Genomic DNA, 16,240 nt, shown 5'->3' with positions numbered 1-16,240 from the left:
CCGCTGGTCGAGCGCGGGAAGTCTTCGCAAGCGATGAAGCGGATCTCGCGCGGCCGTTTAGCCGGCCAGTTGATCGCGGCAAAGCCGCATCAGCTCGTCGGCATCGGGGCCGTCGACGTGCCGTGCCACGAAGGCCACCGGGCGTTCGCCCCAGCGCAGGTCCCCGGCCTTTATGACGGCGGCATCGATCACCTGCGGATGCGCCATGCGGCGCGGCAATCAACGTGAGAGCGCGTATTGCCTCATCGAACCATGTTCCTAAGGGATCATATGGTTGCCTCAGTCAATTGTTCCTGGACGTTCTCACCGTGGTGGTCGCCAGCTTCTTGCGGTTCCCCATGCCCCCTGACGCGTGAAGCCTCCAAATTGCGGAGCGCGTCAGGGGGAATGGGGCGCGACATATTTCCGTGCGCGCCGAACACCAGTGCCCGGGCCACGTCTCTTCTCCATATCTTCACGCGACGCTGCACCGTGCGGATCAAGCCATCCGGGAAGGTGTCCGGATGAGCCGCCTGAAGCCTGCCCAGGAGCTCTCGTCCGGTCTGGGCGGGATCCTCTTCGAACCATTCCTTGAGGTCCTCGGTAACCTCGGCCAGCGGGTCGGGGCGGCGGCGCCCTCGGGGAGTTGGCGGCTTTTTCCGGGATGTGGGCCTGATCTCGCCGTCCTTCCAGGCATTGCGGAGACCGTGGAGGAAGGCTGCGACGTCCGCCTTGGCGTCATCGCCATCCGCGGCGGGGGTCGCATCGGCCAGCGCGGTCAACCGAGCCTGCGCCTGGCGGATCTCGTGGAGCAGCTTCACCGGATCGAGGCCCCTGAACTGCGCCGCAAGTGCGTCCTTGGCCGCCTGCGCTATGGCGGGATGGGCCTGCACGCGCTGGAACGGTGTCAGCGGCGGGTGATACCGCTTCGTCACGCGGGCGCCGTCGCGGGTCTTCTCCATCAACTTGAACGAAGGCTGGAAGAAGTTCACGTAGAGCCGCATCCGGCTGTAGAGGTGCGCCAGTTCCCTGGCCGCGACAATGCCGGCATATCTGCGGTAACCCACCATCCGACGCACGATCGCGCCGTTCTTCTGCTCGACGTAAGCCTGGTCGTTCTTGCGATACGGCCGCGAGCGGGTGAATGCGACCTGCGCAGCCTCGCACCAGCCCTTGATGGTCTCGTTCATGAAGACGCTGTCGTTGTCCGTATCAAACCCGAGCAGAGGAAACGGCAGCGCAGGGCGCAATGCGGTCATCACCTCACCGAGCAGGCGCTGCTCTCGAAACAGCAGCGGCGCACATTCCGTCCATCCTGTCGCCACGTCGGTCAGGGTCAGCGTCTGCACGAAGTTCCCGCTCGCCGACGGGCCGCTGTGGGCAACGAGATCCGCCTCCACGTGCCCCGGGCGCGGGATCGTTCCAGTCCGCGTAAGTCCGGATGGGCACGCTGCGACGTGCCGCCGAGGAATGTGCGGTCGACCCACGTTTGCTGCCCGGCCCGCCGGCCCGGACCGGGGCGAGAACCCGGTCAATCGTGGACGCGCTGATCGCAAGCAACCGGGTGCGGACAATCTCGTCCAGCGCAAGGTGGCCATGCCGCTCCATCGCTGCAACCAGCAGCGGGACCAGGGGCTTCAACCGCTTTCCGCAGATGTGTTTCGGCGTGGAATAAGGACCCCGTTTCAGGGGTGATCGGCATCCAAAAGGGCCCCCTGTAGCGGCGGGTGTTTCACACTGCCTCCGGTTTGATCGGAGGCAGTTGTTTTGGATGTTGGTCGTGGAGACGATTGCGAAGATACGCCGGCTGTCGCTGGTTCAAGGGAAGTCGATCAAGGAGATCTGCCGCGAGTTGCGGATATCGCGGAAGGTGGTCCGCAAGGTTCTTCGTTCCGATGCAACTGAGTTCCGGTATGAGCGTCAGCACCAGCCGAAGCCGAAGATCGGCCCATGGCAGGTGCAGCTCGATGCTCTGCTGGACGGCAACGACGCGAAGCAGAAGCGCGAGCGGCTGACGCTGATCCGCATCTATGAGGAACTGCGGTCGCTGGGCTACGAAGGCAGCTACGACGCGATCCGGCGCTACGCCAAGAGCCGGGAGAAGGTTCGGGGGGCGACAGCTGAGGCCTACGTGCCGCTGTTCTATCCCCCGGGCGACGCCTACCAGTTCGACTGGAGCCACGAGATCGTCCTGCTCGCTGGCGTGACGGTGACCGTGAAGGTCGCCCACGTCCGGCTTTGCCACAGCCGCATGATGTTCGTGCGGGCCTATCCGCGCGAGACGCAGGAGATGGTGTTCGACGCTCACGACCGGGCCTTCGCCTTCTTCGGCGGCGCCTGCACGCGCGGTATCTACGACAACATGAAGACGGCGGTGGAGACGGTCTTCGTCGGCAAGGAGCGGCAATGCAACCGTCGCTTCCTGCAGATGTGCAGCCACTATCTGGTCCAGCCCGTCGCCTGCACGCCGGCGTCCGGCTGGGAGAAGGGGCAGGTCGAGAACCAGGTTGGCCTGGTGAGGGAGCGCTTCTTCACGCCTCGGCTGCGCTTCAGGAGCTACGAGGAGCTGAACGCCTGGCTGCTCGACAAGTGCGTGGCCTACGCCAAGGCCCACCGCCATGTCGACCAGCCGGAGCGCACCATCTGGGACGTGTTCGAGGAGGAGCGCGGCAAGCTGGTCGAGTATCGCGGCCCTTTCGACGGCTTCCACACGGTTCCCGCCTCCGTCACGAAGACCTGCACCGTGCGCTTCGACAACAACAAGTACTCGGTGCTCTCGACCGCGGTCGGTCGGCCAGTCGAGATCCAGGCCTATGCCGATCGCATCGTCGTGCGCCAGGACGGCACGATCGTGGGCGAGCATGCCCGCTCGTTCGGCCGCAACCAGACCGTCTACGATCCGTGGCACTACGTCCCGGTGCTGGCGCGCAAGCCCGTCGCGCTGCGCAACGGTGCGCCATTCCAGGGCTGGGAACTGCCGTCGGCGATGGAGCGGGTCAGGCGCCGGCTGAAGGCTGCCGACGACGGCGACCGTCAGATGGTGTCGATCCTGACGGCGGTGCTGTCGGATGGGCTCGATGCCGTCGAGAGCGCCTGCCAGCAGGCGCTTGCCGAGAACGTCTGCTCGTGCGCCGTCATTCTCAACATCCTGGCCCGGCGCCGCGATCCGGCGCCGGCCGTCACCATCCTCACACCCGACGCACTGCGCTTGGCGATCGAGCCGCGGGCGGACTGCGCCCGCTACGACAGCCTCAGGAGGGCAAGCTGATGGAACGCACCCAGGTTCTGGACCTGATGGGAACGCTGAAGCTCTACGGCATGCGCAGCGCCTACGATGAGATCATGACGACCGCCATCAAGCGTCAGCACGAGCCGCCGAGGGTCGTCGGCGACCTGCTCTCGGCCGAGATCGCCGAGAAGCAGGCGCGCTCCATCAAATGCCCAGCTCACCGTCGCCAAGCTGCCGCTGGCCAAGGACATCGACGACTTCGACTTCGCCGGCACGCCCGTCAACGAGACGCTCGTGCGCGACCTCGCCACCGGCGCCTTCGTCGCCGACCAGCGCAACGCCGTGCTCATCGGCGGTACCGGCACGGGCAAGTCGCATCTGGCCATCGCGATCGCCCGCGCCCTCATACGCAGTGGCGCCCGCGGCCGCTTCTTCAACGTCGTCGATCTGGTCAACCGGCTCGAGACCGAGCACCGCTCCGGCAAGCAGGGGCGCATCACCGACTACCTGACCCGGCTCGACTTCGTCGTGCTCGACGAACTGGGCTATCTCCCCTTCGCCCAGGCCGGCGGCCAGCTCCTCTTCCACCTGATCAGCCGGCTCTACGAACGGACCTCGATCATCGTCACCACCAACCTCGCCTTCGGGGAATGGCCCGCCGTCTTCGGCGACGCCAAGATGACCACCGCTCTGCTCGACCGGCTCACCCACCACTGCGAGATCATCGAGACCGGCAACGAATCCTGGCGCTTCAAGAACCGCGCCTGATCATCCCGTCCAAACGATCCGCACTCGCCGCGCTGCGCAACCCGGACCAACTCCGCCCGGCGAGCGCTGAATGTCGAGCCCTACGAAGGGGTCCCTTTGGGGCGCCTATCCAGGGTCCCGATTCCGAGCCGATTGACACCGCAGATGCGGTCAGCTGCTTCCCAGACAACGACCAGAGCCTCTCGCACGGCGTCGTCATAAATGCGCCGCCCGGGCCGGGGCTGCGATCGGTCCACGACAGGGTCACACCGAAGAAGCCGTTCCACATGCTTGCGATGATACCCGGATATCTCGGCAAACTCCGTCAGGATCAACCCCTTCTCGGCTCGCGACGCGGCACGATATCGTCCTGCAACGGCTTTCAGTAGCTCGTCTCGCGTGCCCATGCTGATCCGTCTCATTCCCGTCCCCGAACAGAACCGCTCCGGGAACATCTTTAATACGGCAACCGCTCGATCTTCAGGAACAGTTCTGGCGAAGCAATGCGCCTCTCACCCAGATTGTCGCGCTACAGCGCCAGCAGCACCCGCTCGATCTCGGCCGGATAGACGTTCTCGCCGTCCACGGCGAGAGGCTCTTATGAGGACCCGCCTGGAGTGGCCGAGTTCTCGACTTACGGCTACATAGCCTCGGATTGAAACCCCTGGACTTTGTCCGCTCAAACCGCAGTGCGATAGTCGATACCCGAAAGCGCTATTCGGCTGGGCTCCGGGCCGCCAACAGTCTCTCCGAGAGGCGAACACCGATGGCGGACTTCGCAATCCGCTACGGCACCGCATTTTTTCGGCAGCGTGAACCGACCGTCGGCTCCGATAATCAATCCGAGCGCCTGCCTGACCCCAGAGATTTGCCGGTCTCATGACCGCCGTTGGGATGACGTTTGAGGGGCAGCTGCAGCCCCGTGTCAGGCACCGGATCAGAACGCACCGACGCCGGTGAGGTTGCGTCCGATCACCAGCTTCTGGATTTCCGTGGTGCCATCGGGGATCGGCATCACCTTGGCATTCCGGAAGTGCCGTTCTACCGGGAATTCCTTGGTGATCCCGTTACCGCCGTGGATTTGCACCGCCTTCCCGGTGATCTCGACAGCCATCTCTGTGGCGTACCACTTTGCCATCGAGGTCTGAGTGTCGCAGCGGACGCCAAGATCAAGAAGCTTCAACCCGCGCTGGCAGAGAAGCCGAGCAGCGTCGAGCTGGGTGGCCATGTCGGCCAGGTAGCCCTGGATCAACTGATGCCCGGCGATCGGCTTGCCGTGCTGGTGGCGTTCCTTCGCATAGGTCACCGCGCATTCCAGAGCCGCCTGGCCGATCCCGATGCTGGTGAGGCCAACGAAGACTCGCGCGCTCTCGAACAACTTCAGTGTTTGGAAGAGCCCACCGCCGGGCTGGCCCAGCACGCGGTCCGAAGTGGTTTCGGCGCGGTCGAAGAAGAGTTCGCAAGTCGAGGCGCCCACCAGGCCCAGCTTGCGCAGTTCGCGGCTTTCGTACTTGCCGGCGTCGCGGTCGACGATCACCATCGATATACCGCCGTCCAGATTGCAGACCACGATGGCGAAATCCGACTGTGCACCGTTCGAGATCCACAACTTTTGACCACTGATGAAGATTTTCTCGCCCTCGCGCGCGGCCCGACACTTCACCTCGCGTCGTTTGAGCCCACCTCTGGCTCGGAGATGCAGGTGCAGGCGATACGCTCGCTGCGCAGAAGCGGCTTTAGATAAATCTCCTTCTGCTCGGGGCTGCCCAGAAGGCTGAGGGCGAAGGCGGCATGGCCCTGGATCAGAACGGCGATCGCCAGGTCGGGCCAGATGCGCGCCAGTTCCTCATACAGAATACCGTAGCTCATCCGGTCCATGCCTGCGCCGCCATCTTCCTCGGGGATCAAGCCGCTGATCAGTCCGAACTCCTCGACCTTGGCGAACAAGCCTTTCAGCGTGTCCGCGTCCGGCGGATGGCCCAGAGCTTCGTATTTCTCCGTCAGCGGGGCGAATTCGGCCTCGGCCATCTTGCGGAAGTTCTCCAGCAACATGCGCTGGTCGTCGGTATAGATTGCCTGAGCGGCGGCGATCACGTTTTCCATTGTTGTCTACCTGTGTTAGCGGCCCAAAATGGTGACGCAGGCGGTGGCTTCCTCGACTCCGTGCAATCCGCCACCGTTCTCGGCGATTGCGTTCTGCGCGCCCTCGACCTGACGCGCGCCGGCCTCCCCGCGCAGCTGCGTGACCAGTTCGAAAATCTGCCCGATCCCGGTGGCCCCGACCGGGTGGCCCTTGGATTCGAGCCCGCCCGAGGGGTTCACCGGGATGCGCCCGCCGATCTTCGTCTCGCCGCGCAGGCTGGCCGGGCCACCCTCTCCGAATTCGACAAACCCGAGGTTCTCGATCTGGATAACTTCGCCGACGGCGGTTGCGTCATGCACCTCGGCAACGGACATGTCCTCGGGGCCAAGTCCGGCCTGTTCATAGGCCTGAAGCGCGGCAAGGCGGGTCAGGTGGTTCTTGAAGTCCTCGGGCGGACGGTCGGTGCCGGACCGCAGGATCGCCGCCTTGACCTTGATCGCACGCGCTGGATCGAGACCCAGCCGCTTGAGTCCCTCGCCGGTGCACAGCAGGGCTGCCGCCGCGCCATCGGAGATCGGGGCGCACATCGGCAGGGTCAGCGGGTAGGAAATGGGCGGCGCGGCCAGAACCTGTTCAATGCTCATTGAATCACGGTGCTGGGCCAGCGGGTTATGCGCGGAATGCGCATGGTTCTTTGCGGCGACGGCGGCGAATTGTTCCTGCGTTGTGCCGAAGGTCTTCATGTGCAGCCGCGCGAAGCCGGCATAGACATCCATGAACACGCTGTAAGGCTTGGGCGATTTCGAGCCTTCGGGTTCCTCGACCCCAGCGCCCAGATCGGCCAGGCGCTGCGCGACCTGTTCGCCGTTGCTAACATCCCAGCCGCTGTCGAAGGCCGAGAACATCAGCGCCCGATCGTCGGAATACATCTTCTCGGCGCCGACCGCAAGGCAGCAATCGCCATTGGCCGCCTTGAGGAAGTCGATCGCCAGCTTGAACGCGGTCGAGGCGCTGGCACAGGCATTCTCGACGTTAACGACCGGGATACCCTGGATACCCATCTCGCGTAGCGCGATCTCGCCACGGATCATGTGCTGGCCTTCCATGTGGCCTTGGACGGCGTTGGAGAAGAAGGCGCCCTCGATCCGGTTGGCCGCAAGCCCGGCGTCTTCGAGCGCGGCGTTTACGGCCTCGCGCGCCATGTCCTTGACCGACTTGTCGCGGAACTTTCCGAACGGCGTCATTCCGACGCCAACTACGTAAATATCCTGCATCGTATTTCCCTCCGGGCTCAGTAGCCCCTGAATTGCGGTTTGCGTTTCTCGGCAAAGGCCGCGAGCCCTTCCCGGATGTCCCACGAGCGCATGTGCGCACGCAGGTTCAGCATTTCCTCGGCCAGGGCGGCGGGCTCGTCCACGTTCATCGCCCGGTTCGCCACGGCCTTCATCCGCCGCAGCACGGCGGGGCTCTTCTCGGCAAGCTTATCGGTGAAGGCCTGCACCGTGTCGCGTAGCTCGTCATCGGGCACGACCTTGTTCACAAGCCCCCAGTCCATCATCTCGCGGGCCGATACGTGTTCGCCCGAGAACAAGAGGTACTTTGCGCGGTTGAGCCCGATCCGGCGCGGCAGAATGGCGGCGCCGCCGGCTCCGGGGAAGACGCCGAAGTTGGAATGGGCGTCGCCGAGCTTTGCGCTTTCGGCTGCGAACACCAGATCGCAGGCCATCACCATTTCCAGGCCGCCCGCCAGGGTCAGGCCGTTTACCGCGGCGATCACCGGCTTGGGGCCGCTGCGGATGAGTCCGAAAGCGTGATCAACGCGATCGAGCAGATCCGGCTCGCCCGGCTTCAACTCGGCCTCGCTCACCTCCTTGAGATCGGCTCCGGCGCAGAAGGCGCGGCCCGAACCGGTGAGCGCCACCGCGCGCACCTCGTCGTCGGTCATCGCCTGGACAAGCGCCCCGGCCATCTCGTCGAGCATCTGCATCGACATCGCGTTCATCTGCTCGCTGCGCCGAAAGGTGATCCACTGGGTTTGCCCAACGCGTTCGACCGACACGGTCTTTCGATCTTCAGTCAACATAACCTCCTGAAGACATTGCAAAAAATGGTGATTTTTGGGGTTGATCTCCGGCGCCGCGCGCGGTGGAATAAGGGGCCCGCACGCGGGCGGAACAAGGATGGGAGGCGGCGATGAGCAACGCACCGCTCGAAGGGCTGAGGATCCTGAGTCTGGCCGAGCAGTTTCCGGGCCCCTATGCCACGATGCTGCTGTCGGACATGGGCGCCGAGGTGATCATGGTGGAGCGGCCGGGCATGGGCGACCCGGCGCGGCAGTTCGCGCCGCTGTTCAAGGCGCTGAACCGGGGCAAGAAGAGCGTGGCCCTGGACCTTAAGGTACCCCAAGAGCTGGCGCGGTTCCGCGAATTGGCCGCGGAGACGGACGTTATCGTTGAGGGGTTTCGCCCCGGCAAGCTCGCTGCTCTCGGGGCAGGGTTCGAGGAGATGCGCAAGGTCAATCCGCGCCTCGTCTACGTGTCGATCTCGGGATACGGGCAGGACGGGCCCTATCGCGACCGGGCCGGCCACGATCTGAGCTACGAGGGCGTGGGCGGGCTTCTGGCCGGGCAGGCCAACGCGGGCCTGCCAGGCGAAGTGCCGCGAGTTCCCCTGGCCGATATAGGCGCGGCACTGTTCGCGGCCATCGCGGTCCTCTCGGCCACGATCTCGGCCCGGCGGACGGGGCGGGGGCGCTACGTGGACGTTTCGATGTCGGATGCCGTGGTTTCGATGCTCACCGCCTTCCTGGTACCCGAGGCCAACGGCACTCCCCTGGGCAACTTCATCGCCGAGCCGGCCTATGGCGTCTTCACCTGCGGCGACGGCAAGCTCATAACGCTTTCGATCGCGCATGAGGATTGGTTCTGGCGCCCCTTCTGCGAGGTGATCGGCAGGCCGAAGCTTGCCGGCCTGAAGGGCCGCGACCGCGCAGCGCGAAAAGATGCGCTGCGCGAGGATATCGCCGCGGTGATCGTCACCCGGGCGCGCGACGCGTGGGGCCTCCTGTTCGACAAGGCCGGCGTGCCCTGGGGCCCGGTCAACAGCCTGACCGAGACCCTTGCCGATCCGCATGTTCGCGCCCGCGGACTGCTGCGGACCCTGGCGCTGCCGGACGGGGGGAGCGAGACACATCTGGTTCAGCCTCTGAAGTTCGACGGGTTCGAGAGCAGCCCAAGTAGCCCGGCTCCGGAGCTTGGGGCCGATACCGACGGCGTTCTGGGGCGGGGCCGCGGATAGTGGCCCGCCTTCCCTAGGTCAGACCGCAAACGAGTATCCCCCGTTGACCGGATAGGTCTGGCCGGTGATCCAGCTCGCCGCGTCCGAGCAGAGGAAGAGGATCAGGCCCGCCGGATCCTCCGGTTCACCGAGGCGACGGATCAGGTATTGCGAAAGGACCTTTTTCTCAGCGGCTTCGTCGGGGATCAGATCGGTCACCGCGGGGGTCCGTGTGCCGCCGAGGGCAACGCAGTTGGCGGTGATCCCGAAGCGGCCGCCGGCTTTGGCGATGGCGCGCATGAAGCCCGCAGCGCCGGCCTTGGCACCGGAATAGACAGCCAGGTGCGGTTCGCCGACGCGGCCGGCGTCCGAGATCACGGTGACAATCCGACCGTAACCGCCCTTGATCATGCCGGGCATGGCGTGGCGGGTGCAGTTGAGCACGCCGTCTAAGTTGGTGGCCAACCAGCGTCGCCACTCGTCGGGACCGGATTCCCAGAAAGGAACCAAATCGTCGAGGCGCGAGGTCGGGCCTGCATTGCCGGCGTTGTTCACCAGGATGTCGACCCCGCCCAGCGCCTCACGCGCCCTGGCGAACGCGCCGCCGACGGCCTCGAAATCGGAGACGTCGAAGGCCAGGGGCAGCGCCTTCGCACCGAGCGCCGCTACCTCGGATGCCACCGCTTCGGCGCGGTCGGCGTGGAAATCGTTGATCACAACGGCGCCGGCGCCGAACTGCGCCAGATAGAGGGCGACCTGGCGCCCCACGCCTTGTCCACCGCCGGTCACCAGCGCTGTCCGTCCCTTGAGGTCGAGAATGTGTTTCATGCCTCCCCCTGTTCATCATCCGAGCCAGCGCTTGCGCCGGCGGTAGTGCTTGACCTCGCGATAACTCTTGCGTTCGCCTGAGGCGGTCACGCCGAGGTAGAATTCCTTCACGTCCTCGTTCTGGGCCAGCTTATCGGCGCGCCCGTCGAGAACCACCCGGCCGTTCTCCAGCACATAGGCGTAATCGGCCAATCCCAGCCCCGCGGCGCTGTTCTGCTCAACCAAAAAGAAGGTCGTGCCCTCCTCCTTCAGCCGGCTCAGCACCTCGTAGACGTCGCGGATCATCAGCGGAGCGAGGCCGAGCGAAGGCTCATCGATGGCGATGATCTTAGGCCGGGCCATCATCGCGCGGCCGATCAGAAGGAGCTGCTGTTCGCCGCCCGACATGAAGCCCGCCGTGCGGGACTTCAGGTCAGCGAGGCGCGGCATCAGCATGTAGACGTGATCGAGCCGTCGCTTCAGCTCGGCCCGGTCAGGCACCATGTGTCCCCCGACAATCAGGTTCTGCTCCGCTGTCATGTGGCGCAGCACGCGGCGGCCTTCCATCACGTGGATGAGGCCGCGCCGCACAACCTCCGAAGCTTCCAGGTTATGGATCGGAGTGCCCTCGAGGGTGATTGCTCCGGCCGACACCTTTCCGTCTTCGGATTTCAGCGTGCCCGAGATTGCCTTGAGGGTCGTGCTCTTGCCGGCGCCGTTGCCGCCAAGGAGCGCGACGCACTGCCCTTCCCGAAGGCTCAGGGAAACGCCCTTCAGCGCAAGGATGACATCGGAATAGGTAACCTCTACATTGTGAAGTTCCAGCATCGGCCGCTTGCCCCGTTCTTAGGATAGGGCCGGGCACCACGAGCGGGCGGTGCCCGGCAGGTCTCACCACTTCTCGACGTTGGGGATGGCGGCACCGGTGGCGTCGACCACGATCTTGCCGTCGCGCACGCTGCCGACGTTGACCTGAAGTCCCTTCAGGGGGAAGGGTGCCTCAGGCGTGAAGGACAGCGTGGGAAGGAAACCGTGGGTTTCTTCTGTAGTGATCGGTTCTGCGAAAAGCGCCTCGCGCACCTTCTCGCCGGTCAGGCCCTCCGGACCGTTGGCTTCTATCGCATGTTCGATCACCGTAACGGCAAAAAGCCCTTGGGAGATGCCCATGGCAGTCACTACGTTCCAAGGCGCCTTCAGGCCGTAACTGTCGGACAGGGTCTGGTAGAACTGGCGGGGCGGCGTATCCTCGTCGGCCGCGATGGCCATGCCGTAGGCTTCGTAGTCGCCTTCAAGCTGTTCGAGGCCGCCCAGGGCTTTGCCCGAGGCGGGAAGGCCATTGTGCGAACTCATCATGATCGGCACATCGGCGCCATTGGCCTGCAGGCCGCGCTTTGCGGCAACTACGATCGAAGTGTTGGTCTGGATGATCAGGGCGTCGGCGCCCGAGCGTGCCACGCGGCGCATCTGCGCCGTCAGATCGGTCGGCTGCACTTCCGTATAGATCACCTCAACCAGTTCGATCTCGTCGGGGTGCTCTTCGGCGTATTTCTCCAGGCCCTTGGCCATGTCCACATAGGCCGGCGAGGCCTCCGAGGCCATGATCGCTGCCTTGATGGGGCCATCACCGCCCCGCTTCCGGCGCAGCCAGTTCAGGAAGCCCGCACTCTCGTGTGAGTAGGTGGGACGGGGATTGAAAATCCAGGAGTCCGGTTTCCACGCATAGCCGTACGCGGCGGTGGCCATGAACATCGGGATCTTGTCCTCGGGCAGGCGCTCGGACAGTGCGGCGACGTCGGGGCCGCCGAGGCCGATTACCGCGATGGGCTCGAGTTCGGACTTGATGCCGGGCCACAGGCTTGCCACCTGGGCGGCGTCATAGCGGGTCTCGTAGTTCTTGTAGTTCAGCGTCACACCCAGTTGCGCGCCGCGGGTGGCGTTCCACCAGTCGATCACCTTCTCGCGCCCCGCCGCGAGGATCGGCATGATGTCGGCATAAGGCCCCGAGAAGTCCGACAGGAGCGCCACGTTGTAGCGGGTTTCCTCCTGCGCCTTCAGCGGCAGTGCCCAGGCCAGTGCCATTGCGCCCGCCGCAAGAAGAGTGCGGCACCTCGATTTCAACGACGTTGTCATTTTCTTTCTCCCAGTTGAGGGCCGGCCCTGGTCAATAGGGGAACGGCCAGATGCGGTAAGACGACTTCAGGATGGTCCAGCGATGCATCAGTCCCTTGGGCTCGAGGATCATGAAGAGGGCAATGACCCCGCCCAGGATCACGTTCATTCCCGCGAAGACGATGTCGCCGCCGAGGAAGGTGACGCTGTCGGCAATGTTCGGCCCAACGGTTGCGATGATCTCCTGAATCACGCGGATCACGAAGACCCCGATGAGCGCACCGACGACAGAGCCCATGCCGCCAACAATAATCATCGCTATGAAGAACACCGAGTTGAACAGGGTGAACTGATCCACGCCGACGAAGCGGATCAGGTAGGCCCAGAGCCCGCCGCCCACCCCGGCGTAGAATGCGCCGATCAGGAAGGCGTTGGCCTTGGTGGCGGCGACATTGATGCCCATGATGCCGGCGGCCACGTCGTCGTCGCGGACCGCCACGAAGGCACGCCCGAAGCGCGAGCGGACGATTCCGAAGGCGCCGGCCACCATGATCGCGGCAACGAACAGCATAAGGTAGTACTGCGCGCCTTCGCTCACGATCCGCAATCCGAAAAGCGTGGCCGGCGGCACGGTCACCCCGTTCGATCCCCCAAGCCAGGACGAGGGCAGATTGAGTACCGCGAAGTGGAAGATGAATTGTGCAGCGATGGTGGTGAGCGCCAAGTAGAAGCCCTTGATCCGCGCCGCCGTCAGCCCGAAGAGGAAGCCGAAGACAGCCGCTGCGAAACCGGCGATGGGGATTGTCAGAAGGAAGGTTAGCCCGGTCTTCTCGGCCAGGATCGCAGCCGTATAGGCGCCAACTCCCATGAATGCCGCCTGACCGAGGTTGATCTGACCGGCATAGCCGGTGCAGATCTGAAGCCCCACGGCGACCACGGCGCTGATGTACATGATGTTGAGGATGGCGACGATCCGCGGCCCTACCAGATAGGGCGCCGCCAGCAGCACCGCGATGAATAGGATGAGCGAAAGCGCTTGCCAGCGGGTGCGGACCAGCCGCCGGTCGGCGCGGTAGCTGGTGGCGAAGATGCCGGAAGGATCCATCGCTCAGACCCTCTCGATGGTGCGCCAGCCGAACAGTCCGGTTGGCCGGATCAGCAGGATGCCCAGCATGATGAGGTAGGGCACGACAGCACCGAGCGCACCGCCCACCAGCGGATCGAGATAGTTGGTGGCCAAGCTTTGTGCCACGCCCACGATTACGCCGGCAAGGATTAGTCCGCCGATGGATTCGAGCCCGGCAAACAGCGCAACAGGAAGCGCGGCGAAGCCGATCTCGGAGGCAAGGAAAGTGAGCGACTTGCCGCTCAGGAAGATCATCGCACCCACCGTGGAGAGAACCGCGCCCAGGACCCAGGCGAAGGCGATCGAGCCCTTGACCGAGATCCCCATAGACGAAGCCACCACATGATCCTCGGCCACCGCCGTCATGCGCAGCCCGGCGCGGGTCCGATTGAAGAACCAGGAGAGCCCGACCGCCGCGACCACGGTGATGAGACCGCCGATCAGGAGGTTCATCGGAATCAGCATCTCTCCCAGGAACAGCGGCTTCAGAGGGAAGATCACCGGGAAGGGCCGCACCGCGGGTCCGAAAAGCAGCAGCACAATCCCGCGCAGCAATATCAACAGCCCCACGGTGACCATGACCATGGAGAATACACTTTCTCCGATCAGTTTGGTCAGGAAGATCCGCTCGATCAGGTAGCCTGCCAGCGCCGAAAGCAGCAGCGAGAGCGGGATCGCCAGCCAGAGGTCGAGACCCAGCTCGAAGGTCGTGTACCACACGATGAAGCCGCCCAGGATCACCAGTTCGCCCTGGGCGAAGTTGAACACTTTGCTGGCGCGATAGATCACCACGAACCCCATCGCGACCAGAGCATAGAGCAGCCCGATCAGGGCGCCAGTGATGATGTCGTTGATAACGTAGATCATCGTTTCGTGAACTCCTTCACGCGGCGTGTTGCTTCCGGGCGGTGCGCGGAGCGCCCTCTACATCGGTAACGGCGACGTGGACTCTTAGAACGCCCCGGCGGCCGTCTTGATAGGTGACAGCGATTTCGAGATCGACACTGTGGTCCCCGCCGTAGATCGCCTCCACTAGATCGGCGTAGCGCTCTTCCAGAAAGGCTCGGCGCAGCTTGCGGCTGCGGGTCAGCTCGCCCTCGTCGGGATCGAGCTCCTTGGGGAAGTTCGCGAAACGCCGGACCCGCGAGCCTTCCGGCAGAAGCATGTTGATGCGCTCCACCTCCGCTCTGATCAGTTCGAGGATCTCGGGTTTCTGCGACAGGTCGGTATAGGTCGAGAAGCTAAGCTGGTTCTCCTCGACCCAGCGGCTCAGCACTCTCCATATCGATATTGATCAACGCCGCCACGAAGGGGCGCGTCTGGTCTCCAAGGATCATCAGGTCCTTGATGAAGGGGCTGTAGCGCAGACGGGTTTCGATGAACTGCGGCGGATAGCTGTGACCGTTGCAGAGATGCCGCATGTCCTTTACGCGGTCGAAGAACACGAGCTCTCCATCATCGGTCATTGAGACGGCGTCGCCGGTCGCGTACCAGCCGTCCCTGGTCTGGGCCTCAGCGGTCTTGTCAGGCTTGCGGAAATAGCCGCCGAACCCCGAGCCGCCCCGCACATGGAGCTCGCCGTCCTCGGCGATGCGAAATTCGAGCGGATCGCCATAGACAGGATTGACCTGCATCCAGCGCCCGCTGGTCTCCAGCTTATAGCTTTCGCCCATATGCGCTGTGAGAAGTCCGACTTCTGTTGCCCCGTATACGTTGCGCAGCTTCACGCCCATGGCGTGGAACATGCGGAAGACGTCAGGCGCCATGAGCGCCCCCCCAGACATGGCGTTCCTGGCCTTTCTCAGGCCTAGGTTGTCGCGCAGGTGCCAAAGCACCAGAACCTCGGCCAGCGGCAGCTGCAGGCGCGCTGCAAGCGAAGGCCGACGCCCTTCAAGCCGCTCGACATAGACGTCGCGGCCCACCCTCATGGCCCAGTTGTAGAACGCCCGCCGAATTGGCCCCGCGCTAAGCATCCGCGCCTGCACAATCGAGGCAAGGTTCTCCCACTGACGCGGGCTGAAGACCAGCGCATTGACGGCCAGCTCACGGATGTTGTCGAGTATCTCTTCCGGCCCCTCGGGGAAGTTCACCACCATCGGTGCAAGCAGCCCGATCGACAGCCCGAAGATCTGCTCGGTAACCCAAGCCGGGGAAATATAGGTGAGGTACTCGGTGCCCGGCGCGATTTCGACCGCGCCCATCACCCGGGCGGAGTTGTCGAAAAGATAGCGCTGTGAGATCATAACGCCTTTCGGCTTGCTGGTCGTGCCCGAGGTATAGGACAGAACCGCGATGTCGCCGCGTCTACCGCGCGCGACACGAGCCTCGAATAACTTCGGGTCCTGGTCGTGACGGCGGGCTCCGGCATCGCTCACCGCCTGATACGAGCGCAAGAGCGGGTGTGCGTAGGTCCACAGCCCGGCATCGTCCCAGTAGACAATGGCGATGATGCCCTCGAGGTCCCCGGCGATCTCGAGGCACTTGTCCACCTGCTCCTGGTCCTGCACAAGGAAGATCCGCGTCTCCGAATCCCGCGCCAGATAGTGAACCTCGGCGGAGGATTGATCGGGGTAGACCGAGATCACCTTCCCGCCCAACGATTGGGCGGCGTACTCGGCCCAGAAATGTTCGGGTTCGTTCTCGCCGATTACCATCATTGAGTCGCCTGAGCCGAATCCCAGATCGTCAAGGCCAAGCGCCAAGGCGCGGACCCGCTGGAGCACGTCGGCCCAGGTGAACTCGCGCCAGATGCCGAGGCGCTTGTGCCGCTGGGCCAAGGCAGCCGGCGTGGCCTTGGCTCGCGCCAGCAACACCTGCGGCAGCGTTTGGCTTTGCGTCACCGCGGGATCGCTGAAGACCTTCGCTGCTCTTGTGCGCTCCACTG

At 64.3% G+C, this 16,240-nt stretch carries 13 protein-coding genes and 3 pseudogenes; 3 read left to right on the top strand and 13 right to left on the bottom strand.

Going from position 1 to position 16,240, the window contains the following annotated elements; translation table 11 throughout:
- Positions 1–57: 57 nt before the first annotated feature.
- Together LRS09_RS30530 and LRS09_RS28705 are read right to left on the bottom strand one after the other, a co-directional pair.
- Positions 58–207 carry a hypothetical protein gene (locus LRS09_RS30530; protein ID WP_374684945.1) on the bottom strand — a complete coding sequence of 50 codons (150 nt, stop codon included), beginning with the start codon at positions 205–207 and terminating at the stop codon, positions 58–60.
- Between the two features lie 173 nt (positions 208–380).
- Positions 381–1,635 (bottom strand): annotated as a pseudogene (locus LRS09_RS28705) (hypothetical protein); the annotation flags it as partial.
- Positions 1,636–1,750: 115 nt separating this feature from the next.
- Between LRS09_RS28705 and istA the strand changes: the two are divergent.
- Positions 1,751–3,317, top strand: a pseudogene (gene istA, locus LRS09_RS28700) (IS21 family transposase).
- Positions 3,247–3,976, top strand: a pseudogene (gene istB, locus LRS09_RS28695) (IS21-like element helper ATPase IstB). Before istA ends, istB begins: the two co-directional pseudogenes overlap by 71 nt.
- A 916-nt stretch (positions 3,977–4,892) precedes the next feature.
- Here the strand turns inward: istB and LRS09_RS28690 are convergent.
- Genes LRS09_RS28690 through LRS09_RS28675 form a run of 4 tightly spaced genes read right to left on the bottom strand, consistent with a single transcriptional unit; the run spans position 4,893 to position 8,121 of the window.
- On the bottom strand, positions 4,893–5,618 hold the full coding sequence (locus LRS09_RS28690; protein WP_257810613.1) for an acyl-CoA dehydrogenase family protein: 726 nt from the start codon (positions 5,616–5,618) through the stop codon (positions 4,893–4,895).
- Positions 5,615–6,058, bottom strand: coding sequence for an acyl-CoA dehydrogenase family protein (locus LRS09_RS28685; protein ID WP_257810611.1), 444 nt, complete (start codon positions 6,056–6,058; stop codon positions 5,615–5,617). Before LRS09_RS28685 ends, LRS09_RS28690 begins: the two co-directional genes overlap by 4 nt.
- A 15-nt stretch (positions 6,059–6,073) precedes the next feature.
- Positions 6,074–7,312 carry a thiolase family protein gene (locus LRS09_RS28680; RefSeq protein WP_257810609.1) on the bottom strand — a complete coding sequence of 413 codons (1,239 nt, stop codon included), beginning with the start codon at positions 7,310–7,312 and terminating at the stop codon, positions 6,074–6,076.
- 17 nt (positions 7,313–7,329) lie between these two features.
- A complete protein-coding gene (locus LRS09_RS28675) occupies positions 7,330–8,121 on the bottom strand; it encodes an enoyl-CoA hydratase/isomerase family protein (protein ID WP_257810631.1) in 792 nt (263 codons plus the stop codon).
- 110 nt (positions 8,122–8,231) lie between these two features.
- On the opposite strand from LRS09_RS28675, the gene LRS09_RS28670 reads away from it, so the two are divergent.
- Positions 8,232–9,335 (top strand): CaiB/BaiF CoA-transferase family protein, encoded by a 1,104-nt coding sequence (locus LRS09_RS28670; RefSeq protein WP_257810406.1) that lies wholly within the window; start codon positions 8,232–8,234, stop codon positions 9,333–9,335.
- An 18-nt stretch (positions 9,336–9,353) separates the two neighbouring features.
- Here LRS09_RS28670 and LRS09_RS28665 read toward each other — a convergent pair whose 3' ends face one another.
- The 7 genes from LRS09_RS28665 to LRS09_RS28635 all read right to left on the bottom strand — a co-directional run bounded on the left by LRS09_RS28665 (position 9,354) and on the right by LRS09_RS28635 (position 16,238).
- Complete coding sequence (locus LRS09_RS28665; RefSeq protein WP_257810405.1) at positions 9,354–10,142, bottom strand: SDR family NAD(P)-dependent oxidoreductase; 789 nt, start codon at positions 10,140–10,142, stop codon at positions 9,354–9,356.
- A 15-nt stretch (positions 10,143–10,157) separates the two neighbouring features.
- Entirely contained in the window at positions 10,158–10,949 is a 792-nt protein-coding gene (locus LRS09_RS28660; RefSeq protein ID WP_257810404.1) for an ABC transporter ATP-binding protein, read from the bottom strand.
- Positions 10,950–11,012: 63 nt separating this feature from the next.
- Complete coding sequence (locus tag LRS09_RS28655) at positions 11,013–12,200, bottom strand: ABC transporter substrate-binding protein (protein ID WP_257810608.1); 1,188 nt, start codon at positions 12,198–12,200, stop codon at positions 11,013–11,015.
- 82 nt (positions 12,201–12,282) lie between these two features.
- Positions 12,283–13,335, bottom strand: a complete 1,053-nt coding sequence (locus LRS09_RS28650) for a branched-chain amino acid ABC transporter permease (RefSeq protein ID WP_173194966.1) — start codon at positions 13,333–13,335, stop codon at positions 12,283–12,285.
- A gap of 3 nt (positions 13,336–13,338) precedes the next feature.
- On the bottom strand, positions 13,339–14,223 hold the full coding sequence (locus LRS09_RS28645) for a branched-chain amino acid ABC transporter permease (protein WP_257810606.1): 885 nt from the start codon (positions 14,221–14,223) through the stop codon (positions 13,339–13,341).
- A 16-nt stretch (positions 14,224–14,239) separates the two neighbouring features.
- A complete protein-coding gene (locus LRS09_RS28640; protein WP_257810604.1) occupies positions 14,240–14,632 on the bottom strand; it encodes a hypothetical protein in 393 nt (130 codons plus the stop codon).
- A complete protein-coding gene (locus LRS09_RS28635) occupies positions 14,598–16,238 on the bottom strand; it encodes a long-chain fatty acid--CoA ligase (RefSeq protein ID WP_257810603.1) in 1,641 nt (546 codons plus the stop codon). Before LRS09_RS28635 ends, LRS09_RS28640 begins: the two co-directional genes overlap by 35 nt.
- Positions 16,239–16,240 lie beyond the last annotated feature (2 nt).

This window comes from Mesorhizobium sp. J428 (assembly GCF_024699925.1).
In the GTDB taxonomy this organism is placed as follows: domain Bacteria; phylum Pseudomonadota; class Alphaproteobacteria; order Rhizobiales; family Rhizobiaceae; genus Mesorhizobium_A.
The sequence above is the reverse complement of the archived record's forward strand: the minus strand, read 5'-3'. Positions and strand labels throughout refer to the sequence as shown.